Annotated in this window: 23 protein-coding genes and 1 tRNA gene; 8 read left to right on the top strand and 16 right to left on the bottom strand. The window is 57.7% G+C overall.

Going from position 1 to position 19,972, the window contains the following annotated elements:
- Positions 1-3 precede the first annotated feature (3 nt).
- On the bottom strand, positions 4-969 hold the full coding sequence (locus C2E19_RS08450) for a glycosyltransferase family 2 protein (protein ID WP_129390469.1): 966 nt from the start codon (positions 967-969) through the stop codon (positions 4-6).
- 277 nt (positions 970-1,246) lie between these two features.
- Here C2E19_RS08450 and C2E19_RS08445 point away from each other — a divergent pair, with 277 nt between their 5' ends.
- Together C2E19_RS08445 and C2E19_RS08440 are read left to right on the top strand one after the other, a co-directional pair.
- The gene (locus tag C2E19_RS08445) at positions 1,247-1,438 is read left to right on the top strand and encodes a DUF1508 domain-containing protein (RefSeq protein ID WP_129390466.1); all 192 of its coding nucleotides are present in this window, start codon (positions 1,247-1,249) and stop codon (positions 1,436-1,438) included.
- Positions 1,439-1,590: 152 nt separating this feature from the next.
- Positions 1,591-1,797: a hypothetical protein gene (locus C2E19_RS08440; protein ID WP_129390463.1), complete on the top strand. Its 207-nt coding sequence runs from the start codon at positions 1,591-1,593 to the stop codon at positions 1,795-1,797.
- Between the two features lie 180 nt (positions 1,798-1,977).
- Here C2E19_RS08440 and C2E19_RS08435 read toward each other — a convergent pair whose 3' ends face one another.
- The 7 genes from C2E19_RS08435 to dapA form a co-directional block, all read right to left on the bottom strand.
- Positions 1,978-2,160: a hypothetical protein gene (locus C2E19_RS08435; protein ID WP_129390460.1), complete on the bottom strand. Its 183-nt coding sequence runs from the start codon at positions 2,158-2,160 to the stop codon at positions 1,978-1,980.
- Complete coding sequence (locus C2E19_RS08430; protein ID WP_129390457.1) at positions 2,160-2,888, bottom strand: zeta toxin family protein; 729 nt, start codon at positions 2,886-2,888, stop codon at positions 2,160-2,162. Before C2E19_RS08430 ends, C2E19_RS08435 begins: the two co-directional genes overlap by 1 nt.
- 202 nt (positions 2,889-3,090) lie before the next feature.
- Positions 3,091-3,180 (bottom strand) — tRNA-Ser (locus C2E19_RS08425).
- Between the two features lie 83 nt (positions 3,181-3,263).
- Positions 3,264-3,977, bottom strand: coding sequence for a phosphoribosylaminoimidazolesuccinocarboxamide synthase (gene purC / locus C2E19_RS08420; RefSeq protein ID WP_008077821.1), 714 nt, complete (start codon positions 3,975-3,977; stop codon positions 3,264-3,266).
- 28 nt (positions 3,978-4,005) lie between these two features.
- Positions 4,006-4,767: an MBL fold metallo-hydrolase gene (locus C2E19_RS08415; RefSeq protein ID WP_129390454.1), complete on the bottom strand. Its 762-nt coding sequence runs from the start codon at positions 4,765-4,767 to the stop codon at positions 4,006-4,008.
- A 6-nt stretch (positions 4,768-4,773) separates the two neighbouring features.
- Positions 4,774-5,889, bottom strand: coding sequence for an outer membrane protein assembly factor BamC (gene bamC / locus C2E19_RS08410; protein ID WP_129390451.1), 1,116 nt, complete (start codon positions 5,887-5,889; stop codon positions 4,774-4,776).
- A 17-nt stretch (positions 5,890-5,906) separates the two neighbouring features.
- Complete coding sequence (gene dapA / locus C2E19_RS08405) at positions 5,907-6,785, bottom strand: 4-hydroxy-tetrahydrodipicolinate synthase (RefSeq protein WP_129390447.1); 879 nt, start codon at positions 6,783-6,785, stop codon at positions 5,907-5,909.
- Between the two features lie 337 nt (positions 6,786-7,122).
- Between dapA and C2E19_RS08395 the strand changes: the two genes are divergently transcribed.
- Both C2E19_RS08395 and C2E19_RS08390 read left to right on the top strand, forming a co-directional pair.
- The gene (locus tag C2E19_RS08395) at positions 7,123-7,683 is read left to right on the top strand and encodes a glycine cleavage system protein R (protein ID WP_129390441.1); all 561 of its coding nucleotides are present in this window, start codon (positions 7,123-7,125) and stop codon (positions 7,681-7,683) included.
- A gap of 10 nt (positions 7,684-7,693) precedes the next feature.
- Entirely contained in the window at positions 7,694-8,167 is a 474-nt protein-coding gene (locus C2E19_RS08390; RefSeq protein ID WP_129390439.1) for a peroxiredoxin, read from the top strand.
- Between the two features lie 109 nt (positions 8,168-8,276).
- On the opposite strand, the gene C2E19_RS08385 is transcribed toward C2E19_RS08390, so the two are convergent.
- Positions 8,277-9,347, bottom strand: coding sequence for an AI-2E family transporter (locus C2E19_RS08385; protein WP_129390436.1), 1,071 nt, complete (start codon positions 9,345-9,347; stop codon positions 8,277-8,279).
- A 32-nt stretch (positions 9,348-9,379) separates the two neighbouring features.
- The gene (locus C2E19_RS08380) at positions 9,380-9,619 is read right to left on the bottom strand and encodes a sulfurtransferase TusA family protein (protein ID WP_129390433.1); all 240 of its coding nucleotides are present in this window, start codon (positions 9,617-9,619) and stop codon (positions 9,380-9,382) included.
- A 98-nt stretch (positions 9,620-9,717) separates the two neighbouring features.
- Here C2E19_RS08380 and C2E19_RS08375 point away from each other — a divergent pair, with 98 nt between their 5' ends.
- The gene (locus C2E19_RS08375; RefSeq protein WP_129390430.1) at positions 9,718-11,151 is read left to right on the top strand and encodes a M48 family metalloprotease; all 1,434 of its coding nucleotides are present in this window, start codon (positions 9,718-9,720) and stop codon (positions 11,149-11,151) included.
- 81 nt (positions 11,152-11,232) lie between these two features.
- On the opposite strand, the gene C2E19_RS08370 is transcribed toward C2E19_RS08375, so the two are convergent.
- The 4 genes from C2E19_RS08370 to rpoE form a co-directional block, all read right to left on the bottom strand.
- On the bottom strand, positions 11,233-12,660 hold the full coding sequence (locus tag C2E19_RS08370) for a DegQ family serine endoprotease (protein ID WP_129390427.1): 1,428 nt from the start codon (positions 12,658-12,660) through the stop codon (positions 11,233-11,235).
- A 210-nt stretch (positions 12,661-12,870) separates the two neighbouring features.
- The gene (locus C2E19_RS08365) at positions 12,871-13,836 is read right to left on the bottom strand and encodes a MucB/RseB C-terminal domain-containing protein (protein ID WP_129390424.1); all 966 of its coding nucleotides are present in this window, start codon (positions 13,834-13,836) and stop codon (positions 12,871-12,873) included.
- Positions 13,837-13,844: 8 nt separating this feature from the next.
- Positions 13,845-14,432, bottom strand: coding sequence for a sigma-E factor negative regulatory protein (locus C2E19_RS08360; protein ID WP_129390421.1), 588 nt, complete (start codon positions 14,430-14,432; stop codon positions 13,845-13,847).
- Positions 14,433-14,462: 30 nt separating this feature from the next.
- Entirely contained in the window at positions 14,463-15,044 is a 582-nt protein-coding gene (gene rpoE / locus C2E19_RS08355; protein ID WP_003172477.1) for an RNA polymerase sigma factor RpoE, read from the bottom strand.
- 557 nt (positions 15,045-15,601) lie between these two features.
- On the opposite strand from rpoE, the gene nadB reads away from it, so the two are divergent.
- The gene (gene nadB, locus C2E19_RS08350; protein WP_129390418.1) at positions 15,602-17,218 is read left to right on the top strand and encodes an L-aspartate oxidase; all 1,617 of its coding nucleotides are present in this window, start codon (positions 15,602-15,604) and stop codon (positions 17,216-17,218) included.
- Here nadB and C2E19_RS08345 read toward each other — a convergent pair.
- Together C2E19_RS08345 and C2E19_RS08340 are read right to left on the bottom strand one after the other, a co-directional pair.
- A complete protein-coding gene (locus tag C2E19_RS08345; RefSeq protein ID WP_129390415.1) occupies positions 17,187-17,639 on the bottom strand; it encodes a protein YgfX in 453 nt (150 codons plus the stop codon). The genes nadB and C2E19_RS08345 overlap by 32 nt on opposite strands.
- Positions 17,623-17,877, bottom strand: coding sequence for a succinate dehydrogenase assembly factor 2 (locus tag C2E19_RS08340; RefSeq protein WP_129390412.1), 255 nt, complete (start codon positions 17,875-17,877; stop codon positions 17,623-17,625). The genes C2E19_RS08345 and C2E19_RS08340 overlap by 17 nt, the downstream gene beginning before the upstream one ends.
- 150 nt (positions 17,878-18,027) lie before the next feature.
- Here C2E19_RS08340 and C2E19_RS08335 point away from each other — a divergent pair, with 150 nt between their 5' ends.
- Complete coding sequence (locus tag C2E19_RS08335) at positions 18,028-18,969, top strand: folate-binding protein YgfZ (RefSeq protein WP_129390409.1); 942 nt, start codon at positions 18,028-18,030, stop codon at positions 18,967-18,969.
- Positions 18,970-19,004: 35 nt separating this feature from the next.
- The gene (locus tag C2E19_RS08330; RefSeq protein ID WP_129390406.1) at positions 19,005-19,826 is read left to right on the top strand and encodes an HDOD domain-containing protein; all 822 of its coding nucleotides are present in this window, start codon (positions 19,005-19,007) and stop codon (positions 19,824-19,826) included.
- Positions 19,827-19,972 lie beyond the last annotated feature (146 nt).

The following is a 19,972-nucleotide window of genomic DNA, read 5'->3' as shown; positions in this document are numbered from 1 at the left end:
GTTTCAGTCCTTCGAGTCGTAGACACGGCGCACCAGAAAAACCGGTCGGCGCTTCGCCTCAATGTAGGTACGGCCGAGGTATTCACCGAGCACGCCAATGCCGATCAATTGCAAACCTCCGAGAAACGTCACGGCAACCATCAAAGAGGCATAACCGGGCAAATCGATGCCCGAGACCAACGTGCGCACGACAATGAAAATCGCGAAGGCAAAAGACACCAGCGACACCAGCGCGCCGACGTACGTCCAGACTCGCAACGGTTCGGTGCTGAAGCTGGTAATGCCTTCGAGGGCGAAGTTCCACAGCCGCCAGCCGTTGAATTTACTCTGCCCGGCCGCGCGCTCGGGGCGCTCGTAATCGACGTGAGTGGTACGAAAGCCGACCCAGGCAAACAGGCCTTTCATGAATCGGCGGGATTCGGGCAAGGTCAGCAAGGCATCGACCACGCAGCGATCCATCAGGCGGAAATCGCCGACGTTTTCGGGCAATGGCTGTTCTGCGATCTTGTTGTGCAGGCGATAGAACCAGTGGGCCGATGTTTGTTTGGCCCAGGTATCGCTGCGCCGGCTGATGCGGTGGCCGAGCACCACTTCAAAGCCTTCTCGCCAGCGCTCGATCATTTGCAGGATGACTTCGGGCGGATCCTGCAAATCAGCATCGATCGGTACGACGATCTGCCCGGTGGCAATCTGCAAGCCTGCAGACAACGCCGCTTCCTTACCGAAATTACGGCTCAGGTCGACGATCCGCACACGCGAGTCTTGCTGTTGACGCTCGAGCAGGCGTTCAAGCGTGGCATCAGTGCTGCCGTCGTTGACGAATACCAGCTCAAGGTCGATCAACGCTTGTGGCTGAAAGACTTCGCCGATGCGCAGCAGAAACGTGTCGAGGCTGTCCTCTTCGTTAAAAACAGGGATCACCAGCGATAACGTTACCCGCGCAACCTGTTGCGTTCCGTGCTCGGTCAAGGGAGTGCTCTTTTTATAGTGTTAGTCGGTCATCGAACGATTTTCGATGCCATGAGCCGTCCCGTATTAAGCAGTAGCGTCGTCGGCGTTGCAAGGGTCAGGCGGCGTCATATTGGCCAATCCAGAGGCCGATTGCTGCGCTCTAGCCCGTGGCCTCCAGAAACATTCACCAACGATTGGAAACAAATGTCCGATAGCCAAAATACCCGCCTGCGCTAGGCTTGCGTCGATGCGTCACACAGGATGTCGCACACATAAATCGCATGGAGCGAACTGAATGTATTTCGAGATTTACAGGCAATCCAGAGGCATCCCGAGCACTGGCAAAGGGCAATGGCGCTGGAGGCTGCGCGCGGGCAATCACGAGACCATCGCCAGTGGCGAGTCATACGTGAACAAGGCCGACTGCATTCATGTGATCGAGCTGATCAAAGCCGTGCAGGGCGACACCCCGGTGAGGGAAATTTAATCGCACGAGCCAATGCAGGGCTGCGTCCTACAGCCACTTCCTTTTTTGCCCGAACGACTGGCGAGCCATCTCTGCGCTCCTACGCTCATCGACGTATGGGGCGATTCAGCCCTGTTTCGCCACATCACTCGAACTCAAAAGGAGCCGCAGAAATGGCTAGAGACAAAGCGAAAGACGACAAACACTTCAACTGCACGCAAGAACACGAAGCTGACTATGTCGCCGGCCTCTACCCGCATGCCAAGGACGAAGTGAAAACCTTCCTGACAACCGCGTGCATGGACAAGTCGCTGCATAACTCGACGCATAAGGATGTGTATGAATTGATCAAACGCAAGTTGGGCCACTCGCAGCCGTGAATGGCTGGGGCGCGGGGTGATGTAGCCTTGCGCAAATGAAAAAGCCCCACGGGTTCAGGCCTGTGGGGCTTTGGCTTGTACCAGTCAGGATCGAGATTTCAGGCATGGCACATGCATTTAGATTTCTGTAACCGAACCCAGCAACAACGTTGGGTTTTTAAGCGGAAAAATATCGAGAATTCACTTACAGGACTCTGACCGAAGCTTCTTCGCAGACTCAATCACCGCCTTCTGCATTTCAATGGCTTCGTTTGCCACAATCCGGTAAGCCTCTCGTTTTTCCTCAACCGACGCATTTCGGAAAAAATCCGACATCGGGGTAGATTTAGCCGTTTCTTTGGCTGCGTCACTATTGCCTTTCATTAGGCTACTCCGTTCAAAATACGCTCGAGCTCGCTTTGATCATAGGGTTGGGTAACCATGCGGTCAATTTCCTCGGCTGAAAGGTCGATACCAAAATCTGCGTCCCCTCCATCCGTATCTTTGATAATGACGTCCACTTGTAGCGCTTGCCCCCACTCCCGCTTCAACTCACACACCGAAGCCTTCGACGCGTAGAACTGACGCACGAACTCGTGACAAGGAATGTTCCGTCCTTCGGTCTCTTCTCGTGCGAGAACAAACTCCCAAGCCAGCTCAGGCCTCTGGTACACATAAATAATCTGCGCTGATCTGTTTTTTTTATTTAAAGAGCGCTGAATATTTCTGCGCGCAACATTGAAATTTGCCAGTGTTCCATCCAGCAAAAACGACTGTCTTTGCTGATGAACCAGATCAATGGTGCGTTCAACAATTGTCGTCACGGATCTTTGAAAAAGACTTGAATTGCTCCCGCTATACTCGGGAAAAAAATCCCTGAAGTCGTCTGGATCGATACGCAACGCACTCGTGCCTTGAGCCTCCATCAATTTGATAAAGGACTTGGAAACTTCGGTTTTTCCAGCACCAGGAGAGCCAGCCATAAATACTGAAACAGGATCCTCGTCGCGGGGATATCTGTTTAAACAAGCCAAATCACGGGCAATGCGCGTTCGATTTACCTTTGCAAATGCTAATGCCCGTTCAGATATTTCGTGCTCCTGCGGTGTCATTAAACTCTCCTCTCCACAGCGAAGAATCTAACACCCATGTAGAACCCCCACCCAGCGAACGCCGAACCAAATGGTTTCAATCTGTGAAACCGAATAATTCTGCCCCTGGATCGAGCGCAAGAAAGCTGCCTCTTCGACCTTTTATTTCAACGCAAACGAAAAAGCCCCGTAGCTTCTCAGCTACGGGGCTTTTTCTATGTAATGGCGGAGAGATAGGGATTCGAACCCTAGGTACCGGTGAAGGTACAACGGATTTCGAATCCGTCCCATTCGGCCACTCTGGCATCTCTCCAACGGCGCGCATCATAACAACACTTTTACCGAAAGCAAACCCTCTTTCGAAAATTTCTTCGTGCTATCAGATGCTTGCGTCGATTAAAGCGGTACGCCCAGGCGATTGGCGACTTCTTCGTAGGCTTCGATGACGTCACCGAGGCCCTGGCGGAAGCGGTCCTTGTCCATTTTCTTCTTGGTGTCCTTGTCCCACAGACGGCAGCCGTCCGGGCTGAACTCGTCACCGAGGACGATGGAGCCGTCGCTGAACACGCCGAACTCAAGCTTGAAGTCGACCAGCAGCAGGCCGGCGTCGTCGAACAGCTTGGTCAGGACTTCGTTGACCTTGAGCGACAGTTCTTTCATGCGAACCAGTTGCTCGGCGGTGCCCCAACCGAATGCCACGACGTGGGATTCGTTGATGAACGGGTCGCCCTTGGCGTCGTCCTTGAGGAACAGTTCGAAGGTGTAAGGGTTGAGCTTCAGGCCTTCTTCGACGCCCAGACGCTTGACCAGGCTACCGGCAGCGTAGTTACGCACAACGCACTCGACCGGGATCATGTCGAGCTTCTTCACCAGAACTTCGTTGTCGGCCAGCAGTTTGTCGAATTGGGTCGGAATGCCGGCCGCTTCGAGTTTCTGCATGATGAAGGCGTTGAACTTGTTGTTGACCATGCCTTTGCGGTCGAGCTGCTCGATGCGCTTGCCGTCGAACGCCGAAGTGTCGTTGCGAAACAGCAGGATCAAGCGGTCAGCGTCGTCGGTCTTGTAAACCGATTTGGCTTTGCCGCGGTAGAGTTCTTCACGTTTTTCCATGATGGGCTCCGCTTGCTAAGTAGGTGGGCTAGGCGATGTGGCGCCAGTCGAGCCCTGAATCTTGATCGGCCAGTTGCAGCCAGTCCGGGTCGCACCCGAGGGTGTCGACGAAACATTGCCGGGCCAGCTGCGGCATGTTGTTCTTGCTGCTCAGATGGGCCAGGACCAGGTGTTGCAAACCCTGCCAACCCAACTCGGACACCAGGAATGCCGCCTGATGGTTGTTCAAATGTCCCAGCTCGCCGCCCACCCGCTGCTTGAGAAAGTACGGGTAATGACCACGGGCCAGCATGTCGCGACAATGGTTGGACTCGATCATCAATGCATCGAGATCCCGATAACCGTCCAGCACCCGCTCGCAATAGGAACCCAGGTCGGTCAGCAGGCCGAAGCGCCGCTGCTCGTGATCACTGAAAACATATTGGGTCGGTTCCTGTGCATCATGGGCCACGGCAATGACCCCGATGTTCAGTGCACCGATCTGCAGTTGCTCGCCGCCGGCCAGAAAGCCTGCGGGTTCAATCGGTTTGCGCATCCCGCGCAGTGTGCCGCGACTGAGGTAGACCGGTAGATTGTAGCGCCGAGACAGCAAACCCACGCCATGCACGTGGTCGGCATGTTCGTGGGTTACGAGTATCGCGCTCAGTTGCGCCGGGTTCACACCCAGGCGCAACAGGCGTTTTTCGGTTTCCCGCAGGGAAAAACCACAATCCACCAGCACATACGTATCAGCACTGGCGATCAGCGTGCCGTTCCCTTGGCTACCGCTGCCGAGAACGGCAAAACGCATGGTTGATCAGCCCAGGTTGTCCTGAATCACGCTCAGCACTTTGCGCGCCACTTCAGCCGGCGCAACGGTGTTGATGTTTTTCTCGACGGTCACCTGAATATTCTCGCCAACCTTGCTCAGGCGAACCTGATAACGCTCGGCACGGGACTCAACTTCTTCCTTGGTCGGCGCGCTGCCGAACAGGCTGCTGAAGAAACCAGGCTTGTCGTCTTTCTTCTCGGCTTTTTCGGCCAGGTTGATGTAGTACAGGCCGAGGCTGCGGTTGATGTCTTCAACGCGCCATTCGCCTTGCTCCAGCGCACGGCCAACACTCGACCAGGCACGGTCCAGATCGGTACCGACGTTCAACACCGGGTTGCCGCTGCCGTCTTCGCTGAGGCTGACACGGCTCGGCGTATCGAAATCACGCGAGGCCAGCATCGACACCGAACCGCCCTTCTCGGAGATCCGGCTCATGCTCGCGAGCATGTCGTCGACCAGGGCTGCGTCCAGGCCAGTGTTTACCGAACGGTTGGTGAAATCGACATCGGCAGTGCTGCCGGCAGGACGCTCGGCGCTGACCACGTAGATTTCACTGGTGTTGCGCTGCACGCCTGGCTCGATGCGGACACGGACGCGGGTTTCGCTGTCGCTGGCGATGCCGGCCGCGCTCAGGCGCTTGGCCATCGACGCGGACAACTCATCGGAATGCTGCCAGGTGGTAGTGAATTCGCCGGTTTGCGGACGCTGTTCATCCAGACGGAAACCGTTGTCCTGGAAGAACTGCACCGCCACTGGCCAGACTTCGGCCGGTGGATGCTGGGCCATGACCCAACGCGAATCGCCGCTCTTCTGCAGCGAGTAGTCGGTGGCATCGGCGATCGCCGCCAACGGCTGAGGACGTGGAACCACGTACTCGCCCTTGGCGGTGTCATCAGCAACGTTGCGCGGGATCGGCAGCAGCGGATCCAGACGCTTGGAAGTGCTGACATCCGGTGGCAGTTGCATCGGTGCAGTCTGTTGCGCTTCCAGGTAATCGCTACCACGGTCACGGAAATAACCTTCCGGGCCCCAGACCCATCCGCAGCCACTGGTGCTGGAGATAATCAAGGCAAGTGCGGAAAGTCCGGCCATTCGCTTCATGCGTTGTACTTCCTCAATTAAACCAGGACGCTGCACTGGCGCAGGGCCGAGCGCAACGTTTCATGACAAGGTGTGCTCAGCCAGGTCAGCGGCAGGCGGATGCCTTCGTGCATCAGGCCCATTTCAACCAAAGCCCATTTCACCGGAATCGGATTGGCTTCGATGAACAGGTCTTTGTGCAGCGGCATCAGTTTTTCGTTGATTGCCCGTGCGGTGTCGGCGTCGCCCTTGAGCGCGGCCTCGCACAGGTCGGCCATTTCGCGCGGAGCGACGTTGGCGGTAACAGAGATATTGCCTTTGCCACCCAGCAGGATGAGCTCGACGGCGGTCGGATCATCGCCGGACAGCACGATGAAGTCCTTGCTCACACCATCAATGATCGCCTTGGCGCGCTTCAGGTCGCCAGTGGCTTCCTTGATACCGATGATGTTCGGCACGGTGGACAGGCGAATCACGGTCTCGGCCTGCATGTCGCAAGACGTGCGGCCAGGAACGTTGTAGAGAATCTGTGGAATGTCGACCGCTTCAGCGATGAACTTGAAGTGCTGGTACAAGCCTTCCTGGGTCGGCTTGTTGTAGTACGGAACGACCAGCAGGCAGGCATCGGCACCGGCTTCCTTGGCGTTGCGGGTCAGCTCGACGGCTTCGCGGGTCGAGTTGGCGCCAGTGCCGGCGATGACCGGAATACGCCCGGCAACCTGTTTGACCACGGCTTTGATGACGGCGATGTGTTCTTCAACATCAAGGGTTGCCGACTCGCCGGTAGTACCGACCGCGACAATGGCATGGGTGCCGTTCTTGAGATGGAAGTCCACGAGTTTGCTGAGGCTGTCCCAGTCAAGACGCCCTTGTGCATCCATGGGAGTGACCAGTGCCACCATACTGCCCGCAATCATGAAACCGCTCCTGCCGGAAAAAGAGAGCGGTAATGGTACTGGCGCCAAGATGCTTGCACAAGCGAAGTACTGCGCTGCCGCCATTCCCCTTGGCGCCGCTTTTCGCTACCCTTCAGACTTTGATCGGTATTGATCAGCTTGTACGCCGGGTTCCAGCCTCCCTTTACGGCCTCCCAGACCCCGTTCCTGCGTCGCATCGACGCGCTCCCGCTATAGTGGAGCGAGCCGCGAGCTTGCCGGAGTTTTCTGAAAGGACAGCCAGATCGGGTCATCACAGGCACTCCCGGCGACCAACGCCCGTTAACCTACCGACCGCTCATCGCTTTAGGAATGCTGCATGTCCACCCCCACAGTCCGCGAACAATTCCTTGTCATCAGTGCCCTCGGCGCCAACCCCATGGAGCTGACCAACGTCCTGTGCCGCGCCAGCCATGAAAATCGCTGCGCCGTAGTCACGTCACGCCTGACCCGCCACGGCGAGTGCAGCGCGCTGATCCTTGAGATCACCGGCAGCTGGGACGCCCTCGCCCGCCTGGAAGGCAGCCTGTCGGGGCTCGCCAAAAAGCACGCGTTCACCGTTAACGTGGTGCGCAGCGCCGCGCTGGAAAATCGTCCACAGGCCCTGCCGTACGTGGCTTACGTCAGTTCCGCGTATCGCCCGGACATCATCAATGAGCTGTGCCAGTTCTTCATGGATCACAATGTCGAACTGGAAAACCTGACGTGCGACACGTATCAGGCGCCACAGACCGGCGGCACCATGCTCAACGCCACGTTCACCGTGACCCTGCCGGCCGGCACCCAGATCAGCTGGCTGCGCGATCAGTTCCTCGACTTCGCCGATGCGATGAACCTGGACGCACTGATCGAGCCTTGGCGCCCACAAAACCCAATGTAAGGAAGCTTTCATGGCCGTCGTCATCGACCAACCGGTTGCGGATTTCGAAGCACCTGCCACCAGCGGGCAGACCGTCAGCCTGTCTGCCCTGAAAGGCAAGCAAGTGGTGATTTACTTCTATCCGAAGGACAGCACCCCGGGCTGCACCACAGAAGGCCAGGGCTTTCGTGATCAATACGCAGCATTTCAGGCTGCCAACACGGAAATTTTCGGCATTTCGCGCGACAGCGTGAAGTCCCACGAGAACTTCAAGGGCAAGCAGGCATTTCCGTTCGAGCTGATCAGCGACAAGGACGAGGCTGTCTGCCAGCTGTTCGACGTGATCAAGCTTAAGAAACTTTACGGCAAGGAATACCTGGGCGTTGATCGCAGCACTTTCCTGATCGATAAAGACGGTGTGCTACGCCAGGAATGGCGTGGCGTGAAGGTGCCTGGGCATGTTGATGCGGTTTTGGCTGCTGCTCAGGATTTGAACAAGGCCTGAGATCAAAAGATCGCAGCCTGCGGCAGCTCCTACAAGATTCGATGTCCGATCGCATATTTCGCGGTAACACGACCCTTGTAGGAGCTGCCGAAGGCTGCGATCTTTGCTTTCAAAGTAGCGGCGCCACTTCCGGTTCCTTACGCGGCCAAGCATCCAATACTGCCTTGAACAGCGTCGCCAGCGGGATCGCAAAGAACACTCCCCAGAATCCCCACAAGCCGCCAAACAACAGCACCGCACAGATGATTGCCACCGGGTGCAGGTTGACCGCCTCCGAGAACAGCAATGGCACCAGCACGTTGCCATCCAGTGTCTGAATGATCCCGTAGACCGCCATCAGATAAATGAACTGATCGCTCCAGCCCCACTGGAACAGCGCAATCAGCAACACCGGCACGGTCACCACCACGGCGCCAACGTACGGCACCACCACCGACACGCCGACCAACAACGCCAGCAGCGCCGCGTAGTTGAGTCCGAGCGCAACGAAAGCGATGTAGGTCACACCGCCACAAATCACGATCTCGATAACCTTGCCGCGAATGTAGTTGGCGATCTGCCGGTTCATTTCCTGCGCGACCCGGGTGATCAGTGCCCGCTCACGCGGCAGATAACCACGCACCCACTCGCCGATCATGGCGCGATCCTTGAGGAAGAAAAACACCAGGATCGGCACCAGCACCAGATAGATCATGATGTTCACCAGCAGCGGCAGACTCGACAGCGAAAACGTCAGCGCCCACTGGCCGAACTTGCCGATCTCGCCGCGCGCCACTTCGATGGCTTGCAGCACCTGCTCGTCGGAGACCAGATGCGGATAGCGCTCCGGCAGCAACAGCAGCAGCGATTGCCACTTGGCGAGCATGCCCGGCAGTTCGTTGAACAGCGTGATCAACTGGTGCCAGAGCAACGGCACGACCACGACAATGAATACCATCAGCACGCCCATGAACAACGCAAATACCAGTCCCACTGCGGCGGCGCCGGGGACGCGCAGGCGTTCGAGGGTGACGACCAGCCCTTGCATCAGATACGCCAGCACCATTCCCGCCAACACTGGCGCGAGCATGCCACCGAGGGTGAGCACGGCGGTAAAAGCGAGAAACAACAGCACCGCCAGCACCACGGCTTCTTCATCGGAGAAGTAGCGCTGAATCCAGTCGCGTAACACTTTGAACATCAATATTCCTTAGGTCTTTTACGCTGGCGGTATCAGGCTTTTTTCAACCAATAGCGGTAAATGCCTGCTTCGTCTTCTTCGCGCAGCAGCGTATGACCGGCCAATTTGGCAAAGGTGCGGAAGTCGCGCTGCGAACCGGCATCGGTGGCGATCACCTTGAGCACCGCACCACTGGCCAACTTGTTCAGTTCCATTTTTGCCTTGAGCAACGGCAACGGGCAATTGAGGCCACTGGCGTCCAGTTCAACATCATGGGCTACAGCGTCAGTCATTGCGTCACTCCGGTTGTGGTCGTCGAGCTGCCTAGAATATCTGGTCGCAGGCCCGGTGTCCGGCTACAGTAAGGTCTTTGTCTTCTAAGGCTTTGTGCATGACTTTTCTGCGCCCTACCCTGCTGACGCTCGCTTGCCTGCTCGCCTCACCGGGCTTTGCCGACGATCTGCCGTCACTTGGCGACGCCAGTTCTGCCATCGTCTCGCCGCAACAGGAATATCAGCTCGGTCGCGCCTGGCTGGCCATGCTGCGCAGTCAGGTTTCACAGCTCAACGATCCGCAGCTCAAGGACTACGTCGAGTCCAGCGTTTACAAGCTGGTGGAGACCAGCCAGGTCACCGACCGCCGCCTCGAATTCATTCTGATCAACAGTCCGCAGCTCAACGCTTTCGCAGCGCCTGGTGGCGTTGTCGGGGTCAACGGCGGCCTGTTCCTCAATGCGCAGACCGAAGGCGAGTACGCGTCGGTACTGGCGCACGAATTGGCTCACTTGTCGCAACGCCACTTCGCCCGTGGCGTCGAAGCCTCGCAGCGCATGCAGGTGCCGATGATGGCCGCACTGCTGGCCGGCATCGTCATTGCGGCGGCCGGCGGCGGTGAAGCCGGGATCGCGACCATTGCCGGTACGCAAGCGGCGGCGATTCAGTCGCAACGGACTTTCTCCCGGCAGAACGAACAGGAAGCCGATCGCATCGGCATCCTCAATCTGGAAAAGGCCGGATACGATCCGCGCTCGATGCCGACCATGTTCGAGCGTCTGATGCGCCAATATCGCTTCGACGCCAAACCGCCGGAATTCCTGCTGACTCACCCGGTAACCGAGTCGCGTATCGCCGACACCCGTAACCGCGCCGAACAGGCCAAACCGGGCGGCATCGAAGACACCATGCGCTATCAGTTGATTCGCGCGCGCGTGCAGTTGATCTACGAAGAAACTCCGGGCCTGGGCGCCAAACGCTTCCGCGCGCAGCTGGATGAGAACCCGCAAAGCGATGTTGCGCGTTATGGCCTGGCCATCGCGCAAATCAAGGGCGGCCAATTGAATGAAGCGCGCGAAAACTTGAAACAACTGCTGGCGAAGTCGCCGAACGAGATCATCTACAACCTCGCGCAAGTCGATCTGGACATCACCAACAATCGCTTGCCCGACGCACAGTCGCGGGTTGACCGGATGCTCACGCAATATCCGGGCAACTACCCGCTGAATCAGGTTCGTGTCGATCTGCTGCTGAAAGAGAATCGTGCGGCGGATGCCGAGAAGGCGCTGGAAGGCCTGCTCAAGTCGCGCCCGGATGATCCGGACGTCTGGTATCAGGTGGCCGAGACTCGCGGCCTGTCGGGCAATATCATCGGTCTGCATCAGGCCCGCGCCGAATACTTTGCGCTGGTAGGTGATTATCGTCAGGCGATCCAGCAACTGGACTTCGCCAAGCGCAAGGCCGGCAACAACTTCCCGCTGTCCTCGCGGATCGATGCCCGTCAACGTGAGCTGATGGAACAGGAGCGCATGATCAAGGACATGATGGGCTGAGTCCATCAGCGCAAGACAAAAGCTTCAGGCACAAAAAAACCGCCTCTTTCGAGGCGGTTTCTTTTTTAACTTACCGCTGGATTACTCAGCCAGTTTGAAGGTAATGAAGCTGGCGCGACCTTGACGCAGAACCCGCATCGACACCGAACGGTTCTTCGGCAGCGCCTTGGCGATTTCACCGAACTCTTTGGTAGAGCCGATGGCCTGGTTGTTCAGGTGCGTGATCACATCACCTGGCTGCAGGCCGATCAGGGCGGCAGGGCCATCCTGCACTTCCTTGATCACCACACCACCTTTGAGGTCGTAGGTTTTCTTCTGCTCGGCGGTCAGTTCGCCAACCGAAACACCGAGGCGATTGCTGGTGCTTTCAGCGCCGGTCTTCGGCAGGGCATCCAGCTCCTTGTCTTCATCCGGGATGGCGCCAACCGTCAGTTCGACGTTTTTGCGCTTACCTTCACGAATCACTTCCAGATTGGCTTTGGCGCCAGCCTTCAATGCACCGACCAGATGTGGCAGGTCGGCAGACATGACGATCGGCTGACCGTTCATGCTGAGAATCACGTCGCCGACTTGCAGCCCACCCTTTGCAGCCGGGCCGTCATCCTGAATCTGCGCAACCAGTGCACCGGCCGGTTTATCCAGACCAAACGACTCGGCGAGATCCTTGTTCACTTCCTGGATGACGACGCCCAACCAGCCACGGCTGACTTTGCCACCGCTCTTCAGTTGATTGGAAACATCCATCGCCACGTCGATCGGAATGGCGAACGACACGCCCATGAAGCCACCGGAGCGGGTGTAAATCTGCGAGTTGATGCCGACTACTTCACCGTTCAGGTTGAACAGCGGGCCACCGGAGTTACCCGGGTTGATCGGCACGTCGGTCTGGATGAACGGCACATAGTTTTCGTTCGGCAGGCTGCGACCGACGGCGCTGACGATACCTTGTGTCACCGTGTGGTCAAAGCCGAATGGCGAACCGATCGCGACGACCCACTGGCCGGCTTTCAGATCCTGGGATTTGCCGAGCTTGAGCACCGGCAGATCCTTGCCTTCGATTTTCAGCAAGGCCACGTCGGAACGTGGATCGGTGCCGACCAGCTTGGCTTTCATTTCACTGCGATCAGCGAGGCGAACGAGGATTTCGTCAGCATCGGCAATCACATGGTTGTTGGTGAGGATGTAACCGTCCGGGGAAATGATGAAGCCAGAACCCAGCGACTGTGCTTCACGCTGACGATCACCGCGCGGCGAACGCTGCTGAGGCATGCCGCGCTCGAAGAACTCGCGCAGCATGGGCGGCAAGCCTTCCAGATCAGGCATCTGCTGGTTCACCTTGCGATCCGGCAGCTTCTGCGTGGTACTGATGTTCACTACCGCAGGCGAGGCTTGTTCGACCAGTTGGGTGAAATCAGGCAGATCGGCTGCTTGCGCAGCAGGGACTGCCTGGCCCAGCACCAGCACGGTGGCGAAAATGGAGAGATAAGACTTCAAGCTAGGTATCGACATACAGCTCCCGTTACGACGAGCAGGGTTAAGCGATATGGAGCAAGGAACACCGGAAACCACCGACCGGCATTTTTGTTCCGGCAACAACAAACAAGGCCAGAGCCGTGAAGCTCTGACCTATAAAAAATTTTCGGGGTATTTGCAAATGAAAATGCTCAGCAAACATTTCATCTACGTCTCGTATAAGAGGTGGAAATGACTGAAATCAGCTCACTGCTTGCTGGTTGCAGTGCCGTCATTGTTACGCATGGACAAGGCAATTCTTTCGGCGGTGCCGATCGGAATCTCACCCACCACCGTAACCATCATTTCACCTTGCGGCGTGGTCAAGCGACGCGAAACGGCAACCGTCGGACCCAGTTGAGTGCGCGTATCGGTAACAGTTGCACCGTTCAACGGCTCAAGGAAGACCGAGAAACGCGCCAAACCATCGTCGTACATCAGGCTGTTGACCTGCGTCTTGGTTTCCGGATCTTTGTGCGAGGTGCTGCTGGTCAATTCGAAACCCGGCGGCAGCCAGTCCGAATGCCAGACCTGCGCAGTCTTCACGGCTGAAGCCTTGTCGCTATCGAGCGTAACGGGCTTGCAGTCGGTGTCAGCCAGAAGATCCTTGTCCGACGGGACGTCATCGGTGTCCAGACTGGTGAACTGGAAACGTTCAAGCAACTGCCCTTTGTCATTCAACAGCAATGACTTCAGGGGCAGGCCGGTCTGTTTGTCCAGATGCAGTTCGAAACCGTATCGATGCTGGTCACGAGGGGTCAGCGATACGATCACCGCATCGCGTCCGGCCACGCGCGACTTGCCAATGACGGCAAGGTCATACCAATTTTTCAGCTTTAGCGGATCGAGAGGACGAGCGGCAGAGTTGGGAGAATCCCCCAGCCCGGCTATCAGGGTGCCGCTGACGCATTGAGTATGCCCATCAATGCGCACGACTTCCTGTGCCGAACCGTCGAGCTGGAGTAAACGCTCGCGGACCTGGCCATTCTGGACGCGGTGCCAGATGTTGTGGGTAGAAAAACTACCGTTACGCTCGTAAACGAAAGTGCCGTGAAAGCTTTGCTGCTGCTCGGCCTGGCCCAGGCGGGTCAACCAGTCCTGAGCCTCATCGGCGTGGGCTGGAACAATGAACCAGCCACTCAGCAGAAGCGAAAGTAGAGGTATGGCGCGCATGATCCTCCTTAACGGTTTTCCAGGCTTGCAGCACGTGCGTAAGGCAGCGCGCTTTCAGTACCTTTCAGTGCAGCCTGTTGAGCGTGCTGACGCAAGTAGCCTGGCAGACGCTGATCGTGCCAGCCTGGTTGACCTTGCAGCACGCCGTTGGCCATAGGGCCAGTAGCTTCCGAACTCTCACTATAGCCTGCCAGAACAGCCGGACCTTTGACCTGTGGAGTGGCCAGGGTTGGCTGATTGGATTGCTGTGCCAGTTCGACACCAGCGATTTCGTCCTGGTTGTACAGGCGAACACCGGCCAGAACGGCAACAGTCACCGAGGCTGCAACAGCCAGGCGGCCGAGGCTACGCCATGGGCTGCGCGATACTTTCGCCGGTGCTATTTCGTCTTCCAGCGCAGCAGACACTGCCGCAGCGATATCCAGACGTGGCAGCAGCAAATCCTTGTGCATGGCTGCCCGAGCGATCTGGTAACGAGCCCAGGTCTCACGGGTTTCTACGTCATCAAGTGCATTGATCACTCGACGCAATTCCAGTTCGTCCGCTTCGTTATCCATCACTGCGGACAGCGATTCCTGCAGGGCTTCACGACTCATGGCGTTCCTCTCTTGGCTGTCGCCGCTGTCTCAGTTTTCCTGCAACAACGGCTGCAGGGCTTTATCGATGGCCTCCCGGGCGCGGAAAATCCGGGAGCGCACGGTACCCACCGGACACTGCATGACGCTCGCAATGTCCTCGTAACTCAGACCATCGAATTCACGTAAAGTTAACGCCGTACGCAAATCCTCTGGCAGTTGCTGAATGGTTCGATGGACGGTGCCTTCGATCTCATCCCGCAGCAGTGCACGTTCTGGTGATTCGAGATCCTTGAGGCCGTGATCGCCGTCGTAGAACTCTGCATCTTCGGAACTTACATCGCTATCCGGCGGCCGACGGCCGCGTGAAACCAGGTAATTCTTTGCCGTGTTAATGGCAATACGGTACAGCCACGTATAAAACGCACTGTCGCCGCGAAAGTTTCCAAGTGCTCGATACGCCTTGATAAAGGCTTCCTGAGCCACGTCCTGGGCTTCATGGGTGTCGTGCACAAAACGCACGATCAACCCGAGAATTTTGTGCTGATATTTCAGCACCAGCAGATCGAACGCTCGCTTGTCGCCACGCTGAACGCGTTCGACCAGCTGCTGATCCTCTTCCTGGGTTAGCATGAACACTCCTCGATAAGCCCGAAGGAGACTTGCATAACTAAACGACCAGACTTGCAAACATAGACTCGGGCTTTTCGCAAAAGTTCTCCCCCTCCAGGCAAGTTTCCTGCGCGCTCTGATTTGGCACGCACGAAAAACGCAGCACGGGATAAACCGGCTGCGCGAATAATCTTGTCATCGGTTTCGCCGGCAGGAATCCAATCGCAGATTCCGCACTGAAGCCGACACGTCCCTTATTTCTGGCACCGACTATTGATCTTGGGCCTTTGGCAAAAGTTCCAAATATTTATAGCCGCACCCCACCGACATTGGGCGACCCTGTGCAGAAAAACGGTGTTTCAGCGGCGATACAGTGGTCTTTTCCCGAAACAGGCGAAAAAAACATCCGACGAAGCACACGGTTTTTTCCGTCACAGTAGTTTCACAATGCCATATGTGGCCGGCTATTGTGCCGCCCCACCCCTCTATATACTAGTGGGCTGTGTGGCTGACTTGACTCGCCGATCCAGGCGAATTGCGCCACCCCCGACCCGGGTCGCTTTGAGCGGAATCCTGTAATGAGCCAACAATTCCAACATGATGTTCTGGTCATTGGCAGCGGTGCTGCCGGTTTAAGTCTCGCGCTGACCCTGCCGGGTTATTTGCGCATTGCCGTATTGAGCAAAGGCGATCTCGCCAACGGTTCCACTTTCTGGGCCCAGGGTGGCGTCGCTGCCGTTCTCGACGACACCGATACTGTCGAATCCCACGTCGATGACACCCTCAATGCCGGCGGCGGACTGTGCCATGAAGACGCCGTGCGCTTCACCGTCGAGCACAGCCGCGAAGCCATTCAGTGGCTGATCGATCAAGGCGTACCGTTCACCCGCGACGAACAATCCGGCACCGAAGACGGCGGATTCGAGTTTCACCTGACCCGAGAAGGCGGTCACAGCCATCGACGCATCATCCACGCGGCCGATGCCACTGGGGCGGCGATCTTCAAAACCTTGCTGGCCCAAGCCAAAGAACGCTCGAACATCGAGTTGCTTGAGCAGCGCGTCGCCGTCGATCTGATTACCGAACGCCGCTTGGGCATGGAAGGCGACCGCTGTCTCGGCGCCTACGTGCTGAACCGCAAGACCGGCGAAGTCGACACCTACGGCGCGCGCTTCGTGATTCTGGCGTCGGGTGGCGCCGCCAAGGTCTACCTCTATACCAGCAACCCCGATGGCGCCTGCGGTGATGGCATTGCCATGGCCTGGCGCTCGGGCTGCCGGGTAGCGAACCTGGAATTCAACCAGTTCCACCCGACCTGCCTGTATCACCCGCAGGCCAAAAGCTTCCTTATCACTGAAGCGCTGCGCGGCGAAGGCGCACACTTGAAGCTACCAAACGGTGAACGCTTCATGTATCGCTTCGACAAACGCGCCGAACTGGCGCCGCGCGATATCGTTGCCCGGGCCATCGACCATGAAATGAAGCGCCTGGGTGTCGACTGCGTCTATCTCGACATCAGCCACAAACCCGAAGATTTCATCAAGACGCACTTCCCTACTGTTTATGAGCGCTGCCTCGGTTTCGGCATCGACATCACCAAACAGCCGATCCCGGTCGTCCCCGCCGCGCATTACACCTGTGGCGGTGTGATGGTCGACCAAAACGGCCGCACCGACGTGCCTGGACTGTATGCAATCGGCGAGACCAGCTTCACCGGTCTGCATGGCGCCAACCGCATGGCCAGCAACTCGCTGCTGGAGTGCTTCGTTTACGCCCGTTCGGCGGCGGCGGACATTCTCGCGCAGTTGGGCGATGTCGATGCGCCAAGCGCCCTGCCCGTATGGGACGCCAGCCAGGTCACCGACTCCGATGAAGACGTGATCATCGCGCACAACTGGGATGAGCTGCGCCGGTTCATGTGGGACTACGTCGGCATCGTGCGCACCAACAAACGTCTGCAACGGGCGCAGCACCGCGTGCGCCTGCTACTCGATGAGATCGATGAGTTCTACAGCAACTATAAAGTCAGCCGTGACCTGATCGAGCTGCGCAACCTCGCCCAGGTCGCCGAACTGATGATCAGCTCAGCCATGGAACGCAAGGAAAGTCGCGGCCTGCATTACACCCTCGACTATCCGGACATGCTGCCCGAAGCGCTCGACACTATTCTGGTGCCGCCCACCTACGCCGGCTGAACTTGAGCCGTACTCGCAGGCGTCGATGCACATCGGCGACCTGCGAGTCTCGCGGCACGCAGATCGATCTGACCCGCCATTCCCCGCGCAAACGAAAGCGCAGCACCACAATCAGCGGCAGCGCCAGGCTGTCCGGGCGCAGTTGCACCGCTTGCCAGCCCTTCGCCTGATTCCACAATTGCCAGCCATCGGCATCCCGACGCAATCCACAAAATGCATGCGGATGCGTCAGCAGAATCTGCCGTGGCAACACCCAAAAGCCATGCAGCACACAGCCGAACGCCGCGAGCAGACTGGCCCAGAGTGGAATCGACAGGAGAAACACCACACCCAGAGCGAACGCCTGGGCCAACAGATACGCCGCCAGCAACTGCCGAGAGGCATGCCAGCGGCATTCGAACGAATTACTTGGGCTGGACACGATCCAGGATCATCCGGACCATGCGCTGCAGTTCCGGGTCTTCTGACTCGTTGCGCTCCATGAACCAACCGAACATGTCCTGATCCTCGCATGTCAGCAAACGGACATACAGATCGCGATCCACCTGGTTCAGAGTCGCGTAAACCTCCTTCACGAATGGCACCAGCAACACGTCAAGCTCAAGCATGCCGCGACGGCTGTGCCAAAACAGGCGGTTCAGTTCAACTTGTTCGACCATGGGGCCCTCCTCAAATTTGCCGGCAAGTATACAGCCCCGAGACGGGTCGCACAGTCGGCTTTGGTCGGGCACCATCGATCCTTTATCAACTACCCATTTCAACAACGCGCCCTTATGATGTGCCCCAGTCTATTTACCCTGCGATGACCCATGGCCGATTCTGCTTTTTTCTGCACCCTGTCTCATGAAGGCGTTCTCGCGGTTCGCGGCGCGGATGCCGGAAAATTCCTGCAAGGCCAGTTGACCTGCAACCTCAATTACCTGAGCGACACTCGCGCCAGCCTTGGTGCCCGTTGCACGCAGAAAGGCCGGATGCAGTCGAGTTTCCGCATTCTGCTGGAAGGTGACGGCGTGGTCCTGGCGATGGCCAGCGAGTTGCTCGAGCCGCAACTGACGGATCTGAAAAAGTACGCAGTGTTCTCCAAATCGAAACTCACCGATGAAAGCGCCGCCTGGGTGCGCTTTGGCTTGGCACATGGCGATAACGCTCTGACCGGCCTGGGTCTCGAGCTGCCGGCAGAAACCGATGGTGTCGTGCGTAACGACAATCTGATCGCCATTCGTGTTTCGCCAGACCGCGCCGAACTCTGGGTGCCTGCCGATCAGGCTCAGGCGATCAAAGCCAAACTGGCGGCAACATTGCCGGAAGGCGAGCTGAACCAATGGCTGCTGGGCCAGATTCGCGCCGGTATCGGTCAGGTCATGCCGAGCACTCGCGAGCTGTTCATCCCGCAGATGCTCAACCTGCAAGCCGTGGGCGGCGTGAGTTTCAAGAAAGGCTGCTACACCGGCCAGGAAATCGTCGCGCGCATGCAATACCTCGGCAAACTCAAGCGCCGCCTGTATCGCCTCAGCCTGGACGCTGCCGACTTGCCGGAGCCTGGCACACAGTTGTTCGCGCCAAGCCACAACAGTTCGATCGGCGAAGTGGTGCTGGCCGCCAAGGCCGGACAAAACATTGAACTCCTGGCGGTGCTGCAAGCCGAAGCTGCCGAAGCCGGTGATTTACACCTGGGCACCCTCGAAGGCCCGGCGCTGCACCTGCTCGACCTGCCGTACGAACTGGATCGCGACCGCGAAATCCAGCGCTGATCGCAGCATTTGTCGCAACACCCTAGAGAGTTTAAATGAGCGAACTGGCGGAAAAGGTCCAACAGGATTTGGTTGAGGCCATCGATAACGATGACCTGGTTCTGCCAACGTTGCCGGAAGTGGCCCTGCAAATACGCAAGGCCGCCGAAGATCCGGAAATCAGCGTCAGCGACCTGAGCAAAGTCATCGGCCGGGACACGGCGTTATCGGCGCGCCTGATCAAAGTGGTCAACAGCCCGTTGCTGCGCGCCGCACAGGAAGTCACCGACCTGCACACTGCCATCACGCGACTGGGGATCAACTACAGCAGCAACCTGGCGATTGGCCTGGTGATGGAGCAGATTTTCCACGCCAGCTCCGAAGTAGTCGAACAGAAGATGCGCGAAGTCTGGCGCATGAGCCTGGAAATCGCCGGGGTCAGTTATGCCCTGTGCCGCCGCTACACCCAACTCAAACCGGATCAGGCAGCGCTCGGTGGGCTGGTGCACCAGATCGGCGTACTGCCGATCCTGACCTACGCCGAAGATCACTACGAATTGCTTTCCGACCCGGTCAGTCTCAACCATGTGATCGACCACATTCATCCGTTGCTGGGCGACAAGCTGCTGCGGGTCTGGGAATTTCCGGAGCGTCTGGTGGAATTGCCGGGGTTGTATCAGGACTTCAAACGCGATTCGCTGCAGATCGATTACGTCGATCTGGTGCAAGTGGCGAGCCTGTATTGCCACAAGGGCACCGACCATCCATTTGCGCGGATTGATCCGTTGAGCGTGCCGGCGTTCAGGAAGTTGGGGATTGATCCGGAGAACAGAGCGCTGTGCGTGGATCTGGAAGAATCGCGGTCGATGTTTTACTAAAATTTGTGGCGAGGGGATTTATCCCCGATGGGTTGCGAAGGGACCCTGAAATGAGTCGACTCGGTTTACCTGACACACCGTAAATTGAGGAATTGCGACTGCTGCGCAGCCGATCGGGGATAAATCCCCTCGCCACAAAAGCCAAT

It is taken from the genome of Pseudomonas sp. DTU12.3 (assembly GCF_004124275.1).
Classification (GTDB): domain Bacteria; phylum Pseudomonadota; class Gammaproteobacteria; order Pseudomonadales; family Pseudomonadaceae; genus Aquipseudomonas; species Aquipseudomonas helmanticensis.
The sequence above is the reverse complement of the archived record's forward strand: the minus strand, read 5'-3'. Positions and strand labels throughout refer to the sequence as shown.

What these genes read in the sequence shown, in the direction of transcription:
- C2E19_RS08445 (WP_129390466.1), top strand. Translation starts at nt 1,247, where the DNA reads ATGTATTTCGAGATTTACAGGCAATCCAGAGGCATCCCGAGCACTGGC.
- C2E19_RS08440 (WP_129390463.1), top strand. Translation starts at nt 1,591, where the DNA reads ATGGCTAGAGACAAAGCGAAAGACGACAAACACTTCAACTGCACGCAA.
- C2E19_RS08435 (WP_129390460.1), bottom strand. Translation starts at nt 2,160, where the DNA reads ATGAAAGGCAATAGTGACGCAGCCAAAGAAACGGCTAAATCTACCCCG.
- C2E19_RS08430 (WP_129390457.1), bottom strand. Translation starts at nt 2,888, where the DNA reads ATGACACCGCAGGAGCACGAAATATCTGAACGGGCATTAGCATTTGCA.
- purC (WP_008077821.1), bottom strand. Translation starts at nt 3,977, where the DNA reads ATGGAAAAACGTGAAGAACTCTACCGCGGCAAAGCCAAATCGGTTTAC.
- C2E19_RS08415 (WP_129390454.1), bottom strand. Translation starts at nt 4,767, where the DNA reads ATGCGTTTTGCCGTTCTCGGCAGCGGTAGCCAAGGGAACGGCACGCTG.
- bamC (WP_129390451.1), bottom strand. Translation starts at nt 5,889, where the DNA reads ATGAAGCGAATGGCCGGACTTTCCGCACTTGCCTTGATTATCTCCAGC.
- dapA (WP_129390447.1), bottom strand. Translation starts at nt 6,785, where the DNA reads ATGATTGCGGGCAGTATGGTGGCACTGGTCACTCCCATGGATGCACAA.
- C2E19_RS08395 (WP_129390441.1), top strand. Translation starts at nt 7,123, where the DNA reads ATGTCCACCCCCACAGTCCGCGAACAATTCCTTGTCATCAGTGCCCTC.
- C2E19_RS08390 (WP_129390439.1), top strand. Translation starts at nt 7,694, where the DNA reads ATGGCCGTCGTCATCGACCAACCGGTTGCGGATTTCGAAGCACCTGCC.
- C2E19_RS08385 (WP_129390436.1), bottom strand. Translation starts at nt 9,347, where the DNA reads ATGTTCAAAGTGTTACGCGACTGGATTCAGCGCTACTTCTCCGATGAA.
- C2E19_RS08380 (WP_129390433.1), bottom strand. Translation starts at nt 9,619, where the DNA reads ATGACTGACGCTGTAGCCCATGATGTTGAACTGGACGCCAGTGGCCTC.
- C2E19_RS08375 (WP_129390430.1), top strand. Translation starts at nt 9,718, where the DNA reads ATGACTTTTCTGCGCCCTACCCTGCTGACGCTCGCTTGCCTGCTCGCC.
- C2E19_RS08370 (WP_129390427.1), bottom strand. Translation starts at nt 12,660, where the DNA reads ATGTCGATACCTAGCTTGAAGTCTTATCTCTCCATTTTCGCCACCGTG.
- C2E19_RS08365 (WP_129390424.1), bottom strand. Translation starts at nt 13,836, where the DNA reads ATGCGCGCCATACCTCTACTTTCGCTTCTGCTGAGTGGCTGGTTCATT.
- C2E19_RS08360 (WP_129390421.1), bottom strand. Translation starts at nt 14,432, where the DNA reads ATGAGTCGTGAAGCCCTGCAGGAATCGCTGTCCGCAGTGATGGATAAC.
- rpoE (WP_003172477.1), bottom strand. Translation starts at nt 15,044, where the DNA reads ATGCTAACCCAGGAAGAGGATCAGCAGCTGGTCGAACGCGTTCAGCGT.
- nadB (WP_129390418.1), top strand. Translation starts at nt 15,602, where the DNA reads ATGAGCCAACAATTCCAACATGATGTTCTGGTCATTGGCAGCGGTGCT.
- C2E19_RS08340 (WP_129390412.1), bottom strand. Translation starts at nt 17,877, where the DNA reads ATGGTCGAACAAGTTGAACTGAACCGCCTGTTTTGGCACAGCCGTCGC.
- C2E19_RS08335 (WP_129390409.1), top strand. Translation starts at nt 18,028, where the DNA reads ATGGCCGATTCTGCTTTTTTCTGCACCCTGTCTCATGAAGGCGTTCTC.
- C2E19_RS08330 (WP_129390406.1), top strand. Translation starts at nt 19,005, where the DNA reads ATGAGCGAACTGGCGGAAAAGGTCCAACAGGATTTGGTTGAGGCCATC.